Origin of the sequence: Streptomyces sp. NBC_01716, from assembly GCF_036248275.1 — a bacterium.
GTDB lineage: Bacteria > Actinomycetota > Actinomycetes > Streptomycetales > Streptomycetaceae > Streptomyces.
In genome coordinates this window covers 3,822,238-3,836,569 of record NZ_CP109181.1, presented here as the reverse complement: position 1 = coordinate 3,836,569, position 14,332 = coordinate 3,822,238, and the positions used below count along the sequence as shown (strand labels likewise).

8 protein-coding genes are annotated in these 14,332 nt (G+C 70.2%); 6 read left to right on the top strand and 2 right to left on the bottom strand.

Going from position 1 to position 14,332, the window contains the following annotated elements; all coding sequences use genetic code 11:
• The first annotated feature begins 22 nt into the window (after window positions 1–22).
• Window positions 23–1,153 (top strand): helix-turn-helix transcriptional regulator, encoded by a 1,131-nt coding sequence (locus OIE74_RS16700; protein WP_329383936.1) that lies wholly within the window; start codon window positions 23–25, stop codon window positions 1,151–1,153.
• 56 nt (window positions 1,154–1,209) lie between these two features.
• Here the strand turns inward: OIE74_RS16700 and OIE74_RS16695 are convergent, their stop codons facing one another.
• Together OIE74_RS16695 and OIE74_RS16690 are read right to left on the bottom strand one after the other, a co-directional pair.
• On the bottom strand, window positions 1,210–5,013 hold the full coding sequence (locus OIE74_RS16695; RefSeq protein WP_329383933.1) for an SDR family NAD(P)-dependent oxidoreductase: 3,804 nt from the start codon (window positions 5,011–5,013) through the stop codon (window positions 1,210–1,212).
• Window positions 5,006–9,790 (bottom strand): type I polyketide synthase, encoded by a 4,785-nt coding sequence (locus tag OIE74_RS16690; RefSeq protein ID WP_329383930.1) that lies wholly within the window; start codon window positions 9,788–9,790, stop codon window positions 5,006–5,008. Before OIE74_RS16690 ends, OIE74_RS16695 begins: the two co-directional genes overlap by 8 nt.
• A 209-nt stretch (window positions 9,791–9,999) precedes the next feature.
• Between OIE74_RS16690 and OIE74_RS16685 the strand changes: the two genes are divergently transcribed.
• The 5 genes from OIE74_RS16685 to OIE74_RS16665 are packed head-to-tail and all read left to right on the top strand — an operon-like array spanning window position 10,000 to window position 14,315.
• Entirely contained in the window at window positions 10,000–10,863 is an 864-nt protein-coding gene (locus tag OIE74_RS16685) for a 3-hydroxyacyl-CoA dehydrogenase family protein (RefSeq protein ID WP_443076133.1), read from the top strand.
• Between the two features lie 2 nt (window positions 10,864–10,865).
• Window positions 10,866–11,117 carry an acyl carrier protein gene (locus OIE74_RS16680; RefSeq protein ID WP_329383924.1) on the top strand — a complete coding sequence of 84 codons (252 nt, stop codon included), beginning with the start codon at window positions 10,866–10,868 and terminating at the stop codon, window positions 11,115–11,117.
• A complete protein-coding gene (locus OIE74_RS16675; protein ID WP_329383921.1) occupies window positions 11,114–12,259 on the top strand; it encodes an acyl-CoA dehydrogenase family protein in 1,146 nt (381 codons plus the stop codon). The genes OIE74_RS16680 and OIE74_RS16675 overlap by 4 nt, the downstream gene beginning before the upstream one ends.
• Entirely contained in the window at window positions 12,256–13,404 is a 1,149-nt protein-coding gene (locus OIE74_RS16670; RefSeq protein ID WP_329383919.1) for an HAD-IIIC family phosphatase, read from the top strand. Before OIE74_RS16675 ends, OIE74_RS16670 begins: the two co-directional genes overlap by 4 nt.
• A complete protein-coding gene (locus tag OIE74_RS16665) occupies window positions 13,401–14,315 on the top strand; it encodes an LLM class flavin-dependent oxidoreductase (protein ID WP_329383917.1) in 915 nt (304 codons plus the stop codon). Before OIE74_RS16670 ends, OIE74_RS16665 begins: the two co-directional genes overlap by 4 nt.
• Window positions 14,316–14,332 lie beyond the last annotated feature (17 nt).

Here is a 14,332-nt window from a genome sequence, read left to right as displayed (position 1 = left end):
TCATCATGACCGAGGAACAGAGATGTCACTGACAGACGAATTCGTCGCCGCCGGCCTCTTCGGAGGCGGCGGCGACGCCCCCACCCCCGAACTGGCGACCGTCTACTCGTACGCGCTGAGCGTGGGCGGCCTCGTCCCCGGGACCGAGGCGTCCGTCGCCGACCGGACCGGGCTCACGACGCAGGCCGTGCTCACGGCCATCCACCATCTGCGGCGGCTCCATCTGCTGCGCGAGCGGCCCGGACAGGAGCCGCCCGTCCTGGTGCCCGTGGATCCGGACGCGGCGTCGTCGTCGTTGATCCTGCCCATCGACGAGGAGGTGCACCGGCGTCAGGCGACCATCAGCCGGCTGCGGCAGCAGCTGAACTCCTTCCACTCCCTCTACGCGCGGACCCGGCCGCCGCGCCCGCTCAGCGACGATCCGCCCCCGCTCGTGGAGCTGAACGACACCGTCGAACTGGCCGGCCAGGTGTACGACGCGGCGCACCACTGCACCGGCACCTACGTCTCGTTCGTTCCCAACAGCTGTCTGAGCGACCTGTCGGCCTCGCCCGAACAGGACGCCGGGTGGGAAGCGGAGGGATCGGTGCCGGCGGTCGCGGGAATCGAGGGCATGCTGGCGCGCGGCGTGCGGGTCCGGGTGCTGTTGCAGCACGCCGCCCGCTCCGACATCCGGGCGAGGAAGGTGTTCGGCCGGCTGCTGGCCTCCGGAGCCGAGATACGCACGACGGACCAGCTTCCCCGCCAGCTGATGATCTTCGACACCGACATCGCCTTCACCCTGCACGACGAATCACGGCAGCGGGACACGGCGGCGCCCGCCGGCGTGATGATCAGGAGCACGTCCGCGGTCCGTCTGCTCCTCGACATGGTCGACTCCACCTGGACCTGCGCCCATCCGTACGCGACGGCGACGGACGCCGAGGGCCATCGGCTGGTGGAGGACAGTCTGCACAGGACGATAGTCCGGCTGCTCTCCGAAGGGCTCACCGACGACGCCGTGGCCCGCCGCCTCGGTGTCTCGGTACGGACCTGCCGCCGGTACATCGCCGCGGTCCTGCGGAACCTGGACGCGGTCAGCCGGTTCCAGGCCGGTGTCCGTGTGGGCGCCGGCTCCTCGTCACCGCCGCCGTACACGCCTCCGGCGAGCTGACGGCGGGCACCCCGGCCGGTTCCGGCGGGGCCGGGCCTCACCCCGGCCCCGCCGGCTCATGCCTCCCGGCCCGCCACGGCCCCGTCGATCTGGGACGCCAGGCCCCGCACGGTCGGGTAGCCGAGCAGCGCTGTGACGGGAACCGGGACCCGCAGTTGGTCACGGGCCTGGGCGATCAGCTGGATCGCCATGACCGAGTTGCCGCCGAGCCGGAAGAAGTCGTCGTCCGCACCGACCTCCTCCAGCCGGAGCACACCGGCCCAGATCTCCGCCAGGGTCCGCTCGGTGCCCTCCTTCGGGGGCGTGTACGGGGTGGAGATGTCGGGGCGCGGATCACGTACTCCGTCGTCCTCCTGACCGGAGCCGTCGTCCGGCCGGACCACCCACTGTTCGTAACGCGCGCCGAGCGAACCTGTGGAGATCACCAGGTGCTCCACGTCGTCGACCGCCGCGACCGCGCGCTCGAAGACCTCGACGGCGTACTCCGGAGCCATGTCGAACTCACCGGGGTGGGTCGGATCCTGGACCTCCGGGCGCCAGGTGTCCCAGTTGACGGTGAGCCACCTGCCGTCCTTCTCCGCGCGCTCGGCCAGAGCCAGCGCGTCGAGAGCGGCGTTGGCGGCGGCGTACGGCCCGAGCGCCAGACCGCCGAGGACGGCGGAGAGCGAGGACAGCGTGATCACCGGGACGTCCCGCCCGTCGAGGGCCTCGCGCAGGGCGTGGAAACCGCCGACCTTCGCGGTGAAATGCGAGGCGGACGCCGCCCGGTCGACCATATGGGCCGGGCCGAAGGCCTCGGGTGCGGAGACTCCCGCGCCGTGCACGATCAGATCGAGACGGCCGAAGCGCTCCGTGGCCGCCCCGACGGCCGCGCGCATCGCCGGGCCGTCGGCCACATCGGCCCGGACCACGAGCACGTCCGCACCCGCCTCCGTCAGCGCCGAGAGCTCCTTCACGTACCGGTACGCCTTCGATGACGGGTCCTCCGCCTCGGCGAGATACGCCTTCCATGTGTCCGGCTCCGGCAGCGCGGTCCGCGCGGTGAGTACGACGGCGCATCCCCGGACAAGCGTCAGATGCCGGGCCAGGATGAGACCGACATGGCCCAGTCCGCCGGTGATCAGTACGACGTCTCCGGGCCGGAGCGGGCTCCCTGTCCGGTCCGTGGGCGGCAGAGGGCGGGGCTCATGGACACGGACCCATCGTTCGGTGCCGCGCAGCGCCACGGGACCCTCGTGCGGAGCGGCCACCTCGGCGAGCACCGCGTCGGCCTGCCGCCGCAGTTGGGCGGGGTTGCCGGCCGGTCCGACGTCGACGTGCCGGCACACCCAGCCGGGGTTCTCCTGGGCGAGAACGGGAAGCAGGGCGGCCAGCGCCGCCTGCGCCGCATCCTGCGGCGGCGAGCCCGCGATCTGTACGGAACCCCGGGTCACCGCGAGCAGGTTGAGGGCCTGCGACGGCGCGTGGGCGGCCAAGGCGCCCACCAGGACACGGACCGTCTCGAAGCCGTGCCGCAACCGCTCGTCGAAGGAGTGGCCGGCCCCCGGGGCCAGCGCGTGCACGACATGGCGGGGCGGCGTGGGAAGACCGCCGATCAGCCGGTGGGCGTCCTCCTCGTCACCGGGCCGGAAGACGAAACCGTGCTCGGCGTCCCCCTCGAAGGTGTCACCCGGGCGGGCGACCACCACATCCCCTTGTCCGTCGCGTATCCGCTCGGCCAGCTCCTCGCCGAGCCGGTCCGATGCGAGCACCAGCCAGGGGCCCGTCGTGTCGTCGGTCCCGGGCGTCTCGGCGGGGCCCGCGTGACGCCGGCGCCACGCCGGCACATAGGTCCAGCGGCTGAGGTCGTCGGTCCGGCCGGTGTCCTCGGCCGGAGGGCCGAACAGGCCGTCGCCGACGGGGCCCACCCAGTACCGGCGGCGCTGGAAGGGATAGGCAGGCAGCGGCACGCGCCGTCTGCCTTCCCGGGCGACGGCGGTCCAGTCGATGTCCGCCCCGGCGGTCCACAGGCGTCCGAGCACACCGAGGAACCACGCTTCGGGGTGCTGACCGGCGTCGGGGCGCAGGACCTCCTGCGCGCTGTCCGCCGCCGGTGTCCGTCCGTCGTCGCCATGGCGGCACCCGAGCCGGCCCAGCGCGTCGAGAAGGCCGCGCCTCGCGGCGTCCGGCGTGGCGAGGGCGGGCGCGGCCGGGACGATCTTCCCGATGGCCTCCGCGAGCCCCTCCCACCACTGGTCCGGCGCCGCGAGCGCACTCTCCGGATCGAGGACCGCGACCGGTTCCCGCGAGATCTCCTCCACGGCGGGCCAGTTGCCGGTGTCCGCCAGGGCGGTACGGGCCTCCGCCAGGTCCGCGCACAGGAAGGCGCGCCGGAGCGGGAAGAGCGTACGGGACTGCTGGAGGGTGAAGGCGACGTCACCGAGATCGAGGTCGGACCGCGTTTCGAGACAGTCGGCCAGATCGCGGGTCGCCTGGTCCAGGGCGGTCTCGTCCCGCGCGGACAGCACCAGCAGATGGGCGACCGGGGTGCGTACCGCCGGCCGTTCGATCGTCGGAGGTTCTTCGAGCACCACATGGGCGTTGGTGCCGGCGAGCCCGAAGGAGCTGACCCCCGCCCGTCGTGGGTGCCGCTCGTCGGGCCAGGGCTGGTCCCGGGTGAGCACGGTGAATCTGCCGCGCTCGGCGGCCAGGGTGGGGTTCGGGTTCTCGTAGTCCGGGGTCGCCGGCAGCACCTTGTGCGAGAGGGCCATGGCGGCCCTGATCAGCCCGGCGGTGCCCGAGGCGCGGTCCAGGTGCCCGATGCTGGGCTTCAGCGAGCCGAGCACCACGGGGCGTTCCATGACCTTCGGGTAGGCACGGGCGAGCGCCGCCAGTTCGATGGAGTCCCCGAGCTGGGTACCGGTGCCATGGCACTCGACGTAACCGATGGTCTCCGCCGGGACGCCCGCGAACGAGATCGCCTGCTCCATGACCGCGGTCTGTCCGTCGACGCCCGGAGCCGTGAAGCCGGCACAGGCCCGGCCGTCGTTGTTGACGGCCGAGCCGAGGATCACCGCGTCGATGTGGTCCCCGTCGTCGATCGCCTCGGACAGCCGCTTGAGCAGGACGGCGGTGACTCCGCTGCCGTTGACGCTGCCGCGGGCACCGGAGTCGAAGGTGCGGACCTTCCCGTCCGGGGACAGGATGCCGCCTTCCTGGTACACGTACCCGACTCCCTGCGGCAGCGGGATGAAGGCACCGCCGGCGATCGCGGCCTCGCACTCGAAGTTCAGGAGGCTCTGTACGGCGAGGTGCACCGCTACCAGAGAGGTCGAGCAGAACGTCTGCACCGTCATGCTGGGGCCGTTGAGGCCCAGCTTGTAGGAGGCGAGGGAGGCGAAGGAGTCCCGCTCCAGGCCGGTCGCCATCATCAGCTCACCGCCGGGCTCGGCCAGGAGCCGGGGCGCCACGTGACGTATGTAGTCCGGGTACCCGGAGCCCGCGAACACCCCGACCCGGCCCGGCATCCTGGTCGGCGGGTAGCCGGCCCGTTCCAGCACCTCGTAGGAGCATTCGAGGAACACCCGGTGCTGCGGGTCCATCATCTCGGCCTCAAGCCGGCTGAAGCCGAACAGACCGGCGTCGAACTCCTGGGCCGCCTCCAGGGGACCCGCGACCCGCACGTACGACGGGTCCGCGAGCTGCGCCGGACCGACACCGGCATCGGCGAGCTCCTCCTCGGTCAGCGTCCGCAGCCCGGAACGGCCCGAACGCAGGTTGTCCCAGAGCTGGTTCACGCTTCCGGCGCCGGGAAACCGTCCCGCCATGCCGATGACAGCGACGGCGGCGTCGTAGTCGACCTCGTTGCCGGCCTCATTCATCGTTGTCTCCTCCTCGGCGGCTGCTGCGCCTGCGCGCCAGCTGCTGCTGCCTCTGCTTCGCCCGCTCCTGAGCCTGTGCCGACGCCGGTTCCCCTGCCGTGGCCCCGTCGCTCTCCGGGACGGGCACGGCGATCGCCGCCAGTGTCGCGACCGTGGGTGCCTGGTAGATCATGTGCGCGGGCAGATGGTCGAGTTCCAGCGCGCTCCGGACGGCGGCGACGATGCCGACGCCCAGCAGGGAGTTGCCGCCGAGGTCGAAGAAGTTGTCGTTGATGCCGACCTTCTCCACGCCCAGGGCGTCCGCCCAGGTGTCCGCGATCACGGTCTCGGTCTCGGTGCGCGGCGGGACGTAGGGGCTGGACAACTCGGGGCGCGGATAGCGGGTCTGGCCGCGCCCTTGCCGTGCGCCGGCCTGGATGTCGTTCATGGTGTAGTCGCGGCTGCCGCTCACCATGACGGAGAAGTCCTGGGTGGACACGAAGAGATGGTGCTCCGGCCTGGCCAGGGCCTGGTGCAGGGCGTGCCATCCCTCGTCGAAGCTGATGCCGAACCGGGCGCGGTGCTCCTCGTAGAAGGCCCGGAGAACGGGTTCGTAACCGTCCAGGCCGGACTTCCAGCCGTTGTACTCCCACTCGCCCCAGCCGATCGCCATCACATTCGTCCCCGGCAGCGGATCGCTGCAGGCGTAGGCGTCGAGAAAGGCGTTGGCCGCGGAGTAGTCGGCCTGCCCGAGGGCACCGGTCACGGAGGCGACGGAGGAGAACAGGAGCAGGAAGTCAGGAGGAACGGGCAGGTCCCGTACGGCCTCGGCCAGCGCGAGCGTCCCGGCCACCTTCGGGGCCAGCACCCGGTCCACGTCCTCCATGGTCTTGAACTGCATCATGCCCACGCCGGGCACACCGGCGGCATGGATGACACCGTTGAGTTCACCGAACTCCTTCACCGCGGCGGCGACCGCCCGGGCGGCGTCACCCGGCACGGAGACATCGCCCGCCACCGTCACGAACGCGCAGCCTGCGGCGTCCAGCCGCAGCAGCCCCTCGATACGGCGGCGTACCTCCTCCGTCGCGGAGGGATCGGCGAGAACGGCACTCCACTGCTCGCGCGGTGGCACCGGGGTCCGGCCCATCAGGACCAGACTGGCCCGGTACTCCGTGGCCAGCCGTTCGGCCATGGCCAGACCGATACCGCCGAGCCCGCCGGTGACCAGGTAGACGCCGCCTTCCCGGAGACCGGTGTCGAGCGCCGGGAGGTCAGTCGCCTCCGGCAGGTCGAGGGCGCGGAAGTCCCAGGTCCACGCCCGGCCGCCGCGCAGCGCGACCGTCTGGTTCCCCGGCTCGGTGCTCAGCTCCGTGATGAGCTGCCGTACGGGGGCGGGCTCGCCGAGCGGCAGGTCGACGGAGCGCAGGGTGACCCCCGGGCACTCCACCGGGATGATGGTGCACGGCCCGAGGACCGCGGCCCGTTCGGGACGGACGATGTCGTCGTCCGTCATCTGGTGGGCCCCCGCCGTGACCACGTCGAGCTTCCAGGGGCCGAACCCGACCTCGTGCGAGGCGCGCGCCAGGGCGATGAGTGTGTGGACGCCACGCCGCACGGTGTCATCGGCCGTGCTGTCGTGCAGGGTCCACAGGTGCACGACCCGCTCGGGGAGCCGGTCGCGCTTCTTGAGCGCGGTGAACAGCTCCAGCATGTCCTGGGTGTTGCCGGGCCTGATCCAGTAGGTGTCGCCGTCGTGGGCGAAGCCGTCTCCGGGGCGTACCAGCGTGACGCGCCGGCCGTCGTCCGACAGCTGCCGGCTCAACTCGCCGAGGATCCGGTCGCCGTCGCCGTCGTCGGTGAAGACGGTCCACTCGGTGCCCAGGTCGGCCATCGGCGGCAGCGGCGGGCGCTGTTGCCAGACAGGCAGATGGATCCAGCGCGACTCCGGCAGCAGCGGCAGCTCTTCGATCCCCTCGACGCCCTCGTGCGCGGGGCCGCCTCCGAGGGCGCCGGCGGAGGACGACGACGACTCGGCGCCGAACCAGTACTCCTGGCGCTCGAAGGGGTAGGTGGGCAGGGGGATCCGGCCGGGTGTGAAGTCTCGGCCCTTCTTGTGATACGCCTCCCAGTCGAGGTCGACCCCGCTCAGCCACAGTTCCGCCAGGCCCTCGGCGAGGGAGTGGTCGTCGTCCCTGGCCTCGGACGCCGCGGGCAGCGTGGAGACGATCAGCGGCCAGCGGGAGCGGTCGCAGTCGGCGTGGGAGCGGGCCATGGCACCCAGCGACCTGCCGGGACCGATCTCCAGCAGCACGGTGTCCTCGCGCTTGAGGAGGGCGGCGAGACCGTCCTCGAACTCCACCGGCGAGCACATGTGGCGGGCCCAGTATCCGGGGTCGGTCACCAGGTCGGCAGTCATCTCCGTGCCGGTCACGTTGGACAGACACGGACGCTCGGGGGCGTGCAGCGTGATGTTCTCGGCCACCCAGCGGGTCAGTTCCGCCGCCTTGGGCGCCAGCATGCGGGAGTGGAAGGCGTGCGTCGTACTCAGCTCGCGGCAGACGACGTCCTTCTCGCGCAGTTCCCGCGCCAGCTCGCGTACGGCGTCGGTGGGGCCGGAGACCACGCTCTGGCCGGGCGTACGCGCTCCCAGGTCGATGCCCCTGTCGTGCAGGTCGGGCACCCGCTCCCGCAGCTGAGCCGGGCTCAGGCCGACCGCCATCATGGAGCCGCCGGGCAGTTCGGAGATGAGTTCGGCGCGATGGGCCACCAGCCGCAGGGCGTCGGACAGCGACAGCACGCCGGCCAGGCACGCGGCCACGTACTCCCCGACGCTGTAGCCGAGGAGGGCGGACGGCTTGAGGCCCCAGTCCATCAGGGTGGCGGCCAGCGCGTACTCGGCGACGAAGACCGCGGGCTGGGCGACCCGGGTGTCGCCGAAGGGGTCGTCGGCGCCCGGCTCCGGTGCCCCGCGGCCCATCAGCGCGGCCAGGTCGCCGCCGCCCGCCGGTGTGTCGCGCGGGGCGACGAGCGGGGTGTGGACGTCGACGTCCGTGTACTGGGCGAGGAGCCGCACACAGTGGTTCAGATGCCGGCGGAAGACGGGCTCGGTCCGGTACAGATCGCCGACCATGCCGGAGTAGTGCTCGCCCACACCGGCGAAGATCAGCGCGACCTCACGTCCGTGGGTGTTGTCGGTCCTGGCCAGCACGCCGGCCTTCGCGGCGGACTCGCCGGTGAGGGCCGCGGCGCCTGCGGAAGCGGAGTCGGTGACGCACACCCGGCGGTGCCGGAACAGGGAGCGTCCGACCTGGAGGGTGTAGGCCGCGTCGCCGAGTGCGGGGCCGCCGGGCTCGGCCCGCAGCTCCGCGGCGAGCCGGGTGCCCTGCTCCCCGGCGGCGGACTCGGTCTTGGCGGACAGCGGCAGGAGGTGCCAGCGCCGGGGGTCCACGGGACGCGGACGCGGGTCCGGTGCCTCCTGAAGGACCAGATGCACATTGGTGCCGCCCATGCCGAGGCCGTTGACACCGGCGATCCGGGGCCGGCCGGGCTGCTTGCTCCAGCGGACCGGGTCGCCCGCGACGTAGAACGGACTGCGGTCGAAGCCGATCTCGGGGTTGGGCTTCTCGAAGTTCAGGGAGCGCGGGATCTGGTCGTGCCTGAACGCCTGCACGACTTTGATCAGCCCGGCGACGGTGGCGGCGCGGTCCAGATGACCGATGTTCGTCTTCACCGAGCCGATCGCGCAGTAGTTGCGGTCCGTCAGCTCCTGGCCCGTCCGGGCGAGCTCCGCCGACTTGAAGGCGCGGGCGAGGGCGGAGACCTCGATCGGGTCGCCGAGCTGGGTGGCGGTGCCGTGCGCCTCGACGTACGAGACGTCCCGGGGGGACACATCGGCGTCGGCCAGAGCCGCCGAGACCGCGGCGGCCTGTCCCACGACGCTGGGCGCGGTGTAACTGAACTTCGAGGCACCGTCGTTGTTCATCGCCGAGCCACGGATCACCGCGAGCACGTTGTCCCGGTCGGCGATCGCCTGGCGCAGCCGCTTCAGTACGACCACACCCGCGCCGTCGCCGAAGTTGCCGCCCTGCGCCTGGGCGTCGAAGGTCCGGATACGGCCGTCCGGCGACTCCATGCCGCCCTCGAAGTACATGTGGCCGACCCGGTCGGGGACCCGGACGCACACTCCGCCGGCCAGCGCGATCTCGCACTCGTCACGCCTGAGGCTCTGGCACGCCAGATGCATGGCGGTCGCGGAGGTGGAGCAGAAGGTCTGGACGGACACCGCGGGACCCGTGAGGTCGAGCCGGTAGGCGATGACGGTGGACAGGGCGTCCTTGTCGTTGCCGATCATCAGCTCGTACGGGTCGAACTCATGCGTGTGCGGACCGAAGAGCCGGCTCATCATGTACATACTGACGTTGGCCCCGGCGAAGAGACCGACCCGTCCCCGGGAATCCGGGCTGCCGTAACCGGCGGTCTCCAGCGCCTCCCAGACGCATTCCATGAATATCCGCTGCTGGGGGTCGGCGATCTCCGCCTCGCGGGGGCTGTAGCCGAAGAAACGTGCGTCGAATCCCCCGATACCGTCAAGGACAGGACGCACCTTCACATAGTCCGGGTGCTCCACTATTTCGCGCGGGACGCCGGACTCGATCAGTTCCTCGTCGGTGAATTGCGTGAAGGATTCGACGCCGTTCGCCAGATTCTCCCAGAGGAGGTTCGTGTCCGGGGCGCCCGGAAAGCGCCCCGACATGGCGATCACCGCGATGTCGTGGTCACGTATCAAATGTTCCAACGTCCCGGTTCCCCTCGCACACCCTGCCCGACAACGGTCGATGAAGCAGGAGTCTGCAACGGTTCACCGCCGAACTGTCCAGTCGCTCCGGTGGCAGCATGCTGACGTCCACAAGAGGCCACCGGGCCCCTTCCGGGGACCCGCCGATCTCTCTTGACACGCCTTTCCGGCAGGACCAAGTCTTTCCGGACGAGAGGACGGAGGGAGCCATGGCCGTGATCGGCGTGGTAGGCGCGGGCATCATGGGTACGGGTGTGGCGCAGGCGGCGGCTCAGTCGGGCCACCAGGTCGTACTGACGGATCTGGACGCCCAGACGCTCGACAGGGCGCGGCGCACCATCGAGCACAACTGCCGCATGAGCCGGCTGCTGGGCGGTCCCGCGGTGGACACGGAAGCTGTGCTGGATGCCATTGAATTCTCCAGTGATCTGAAGGCGCTTGAGCCGGCCGGGATCGTTGTCGAGAACATCACCGAAAAGTGGGATCTCAAACGGGAGTTGTACCCGAGGATCGACGCCGTATGCGATCCGGAGTGTGTGTTCATAGCCAACACATCAGCGATTCCCATCACCCGGATCGCATCGGCGACCAGCCGCCCCGACCGGGTGGTCGGCGTGCATTTCATGAATCCGGTTCCGTTGAAGAACGTGGTGGAACTCATTCCGGGGCATCACACGTCCGAGGAGACTCTGCGACGGACCAGGGAATTCCTCGACTCCATGGGGAAGGTGCCGGTCCAGGTGCGGGACGCGAGCGGTTTCGTCTCGAACCGCGTCCTGATGCTGACCATCAACGAGGCCGCTTTTCTGGTGCATGAGGGCGTCGCCACCGCGCAGGCGGTGGACGAGGTGTTCCGCGGTTGCTTCGATCACCCGATGGGGCCGCTGGAGACCGCCGATCTCATCGGGGTCGACACCATCCTTCTCAGTATCGAGGTCCTCCACGACAGCTTCGGGGACAGCAAGTACCGGCCGTGCCCCCTCCTGAAGGAAATGACGGACGCGGGACTGCACGGCCGTAAGACAGGACAGGGGTTCTACTCCTACGCGACGCCGACACCAGTGGGAGCCTGACCATGCCCGACAGCCCTGCCGACCGGATCCGCGCCTTCATCGGCGGACGCTTTCCGGACATCACCTTCACCGACGACGAGGACATCTTCGCTCTCGGGTTCATCAACTCGCTCTTCGCCATGGAACTGGTGATGTTCATCGAGAAGGACATCGGAGTCACCCTGCCGAACGAGGAGTTGAAGTTCGACAGCTTCCGTACCGTCACGGCCATGGCCTCGCTGATCGGCCGTCAGGCGGCGGGCAGCCGGCCATGACACGCGCCTCCGGTGACGTGATCGCCGTACACGACCGCACGACCGCGCGTCTCTTCGCCGACACACACATCCGGCCCTTCGCCGACGAGTGGGACCGGAGCGGGCAGGTGCCCGCCACGCTGCTCGACGCGGTGTCGGCGGCCGGCCTGTGGGACCCGTTCCCACCCGCGCCCGCCCAGGGCGCGGATCTCACGTTCGGAACGCTCGCCGAGATCCACGAGGAGATCGGGCGGGCCTGTTCCTCCGTACGGAGTCTGCTCACCGTGCACACCATGGTGACCTTCGCCGTACGGCGCTGGGGCACCGCCGAGCAGAAGGAACGCTGGCTTCCCGAGCTGGCCGCGGGACGTGTCACCGGAGCCTTCTGCCTGACCGAACCCGAGGTGGGAAGCGACGCCACCGCCGTAACCACCACCGCCCTGCGCAAGGGCGGCGGCTGGGTGCTGAACGGCACCAAGACCTGGATCACGGGCGGCCAACTGGCGTCCCTGTTCCTCGTCTTCGCCCGTGGACCCGGCGGTGTCGTGGCCCTCCTCGTCGAGCGGGGCGCACCCGGCGTCGAGATCACGCCGATCGACGGCATGCTGGGCACCACGGCCGGCATGCTGGCCACGGTGGAACTGCGCGAGGCGCACGTGGGGCCGGACGCGCTGCTGGGGCCGGAGGCCTTCGCCACCGGGATGGTGCTCACCGGAGTCCTCGACCTCGGACGGCTGAGTGTCGCGGCGGGGTCCGTCGGCATCCTCCAGGCCTGCCTCGACGCGTGCACCGCCAGGACCGCCCGACGGGAGGTCGGGGGAGTGCCGCTGCGTGAACGTCAGCTGATCCGGGCGAAGATCTCCGACATGGTCACCGACGTCACGGCGGCCCGGCTCCTGTGCGCGGAGGCCGCCCGGCTCAAGGACGCCGGCGAGGCAGAAACGATCATGACGACCATGATGGCGAAGTACTTCGCCTCGACCGCGGCGGCACGCCATGCCTCCGAGGCCGTACAGATCCATGGAGCCAGTGGCTGCGCACCAGGCAGCCCCGTCGCCCGGTACTACCGGGACGCCAAGGTGATGGAGATCATCGAGGGCAGCTCGGAGATCCAGCGACTGACCATCGCCGACGCCGCCTACCGAACGGCAATGAACCCATGACTGATTCCCTCTCCGACGACACAACCGCCCGCCGCGCCAGGATCAAGTGCGTGGTCTGGGACCTCGACAACACGCTCTGGGACGGCATACTCCTGGAATCCGGGGACGCGGCCGACGTCCGGCCCTTCCCGCGGGTCGTCGAGCTGATCCGGCTCCTCGACCGGCGTGGCATCCTGAACTCGATCGCCAGCAGGAACGACGAGCAGGCGGCCATGAAGCGGCTCGCCGCCCTCGGACTCGCCGATCTGTTCGTCTACCCCCAGATCGGCTGGAATCCCAAGTCCGAGTCGGTCGCCGAGGTCGGCAGGTCGCTCAACTTCGCCACCGACGCGCTGGCCTTCGTGGACGACGACGCCTTCGAGCGGGCCGAAGTGGCCCACTCCCTGCCCGATGTGTTCTGTCTGTCTCCGGCCGACCTCGACGGCGTCGCCGAACTCCCGGAGTTCATGCCGCGTTTCGTCACGAGCGAGTCCGCGCGGCGGCGCGAGATGTACCGCAGCCAGACCGTACGTGAGTCGCGTGAACAGGACTTCGAAGGCACCCCGGACGAGTTCCTGGCCGAACTGGAGATGGTCTTCACCATCCGCAGGGCGGAGGTCGACGACCTCCAGCGGGCCGAGGAACTGACCGTCCGCACCAACCAGCTCAACTCGACGGGCCGCACCTACTCCTACGAGGAACTCGCCGAACTGGCCACCAGTTCACAGCATGTCCTCCTGGTCGCCAGTCTCTCGGACCGGTTCGGCGACTACGGCACCATCGGTCTGGCCCTGGCCGAACGGGGCACGCCCCACTGGCACTTGAAGCTTCTGCTGATGTCGTGCCGCACGATGTCACGCGGTGTCGGGACGATTCTGCTGGGGCATGTCATGGCGCTCGCCAAGGAGGCGGGCGCGGAGGCACTGCGCGCCGACTTCGTCGAAACAGGCCGCAACCGGATGATGCGCATCACCTACGCCTTCGCCGGCTTCAGTGAGATCGACAAGGACGAATCCCGGCTCGTCCTGGAGTCGGACCTGTCCCGCATCCAGGAGCCGGCCCCCTGCATCAGAGTGATCGTCGAGTCCTCCTCAGCGATCGTCGAGTCCTCCTCGGAATCCGGACCTTCGGGGATCCCCGCAGAAACAGGAGTCACACCGTCATGAAGCCCGCGGCACGCCCTTTGGTGATCTCGCCCCGTTACCAGGGCCTTGACCAACTGACCAAGCGGGTCCGGCTGGCCGAGCGGCTCGGTGTGGACCAGGTCTGGCTGGAGCAGCAGCCCGATCAGCGTGACGCGCTGCTGACGGCCGCCGCGTATCTGGAGGCAGCCCCGTCCATCACGGTCGGCACCGCCGTCCTCCCCGTGTACGCGCGCCATCCCGTCGCGATGGCCCAGGCCGCCGCGACCATCGACGAGTTGTATCCGGGACGGTTCGTCCTGGGCATCGGCTACAGCCATAAATTCGTCAACGAGTATGTGCTGGGGCTCAGTCAGGGCAAGCCGATCGGAGTCATGCGGGAGTACACGGCCATCGTCACCGGCCTGCTGAACACCGGCGAAATAGGCTTCGAGGGAGAACACTTCACGGCTCACGCCCAGTACACCGGGGGCCGGGGCGCAGTCCCGCTCCATCTCGCGGCGCTGCGCCCGCAGATGATCCGGCTGGCCGTGCAGATGACCGACGGAATCGTGATCTGGCTCGCCTCACCGCGCTACATCAGAGAGCGGATCATGCCGGTGATACGGGAAGCCTGCGCCGAGTTCGGGAAGGACCCGGACAGCTTCTCCGTCGTCACCATCCTTCCCTCCTACACGGGGGACAACGAGGCCGACCAGATCGCCGGCTGGGAGAAGTCCGCGGCGTCCTACCGCATGCTCCCCTACTACCGGCACGTCCTGGACGCGTTCGGGAAGCCCGATCCCCGCGAGTTCGCGCTGATCGGCTCCCGGGCCCAAGTGCGGGAGCGGCTGGCCGAGTTCCGGGAACTGGGCTGTGTCCCGGTGCCCTCCCCGATGCCCGGCTCCGAGGAGGAGTTCGTTCAGACGGTGGAGGCCGTGTACGGCGACGCCTAGGCCGTGTCCGGTGCCGT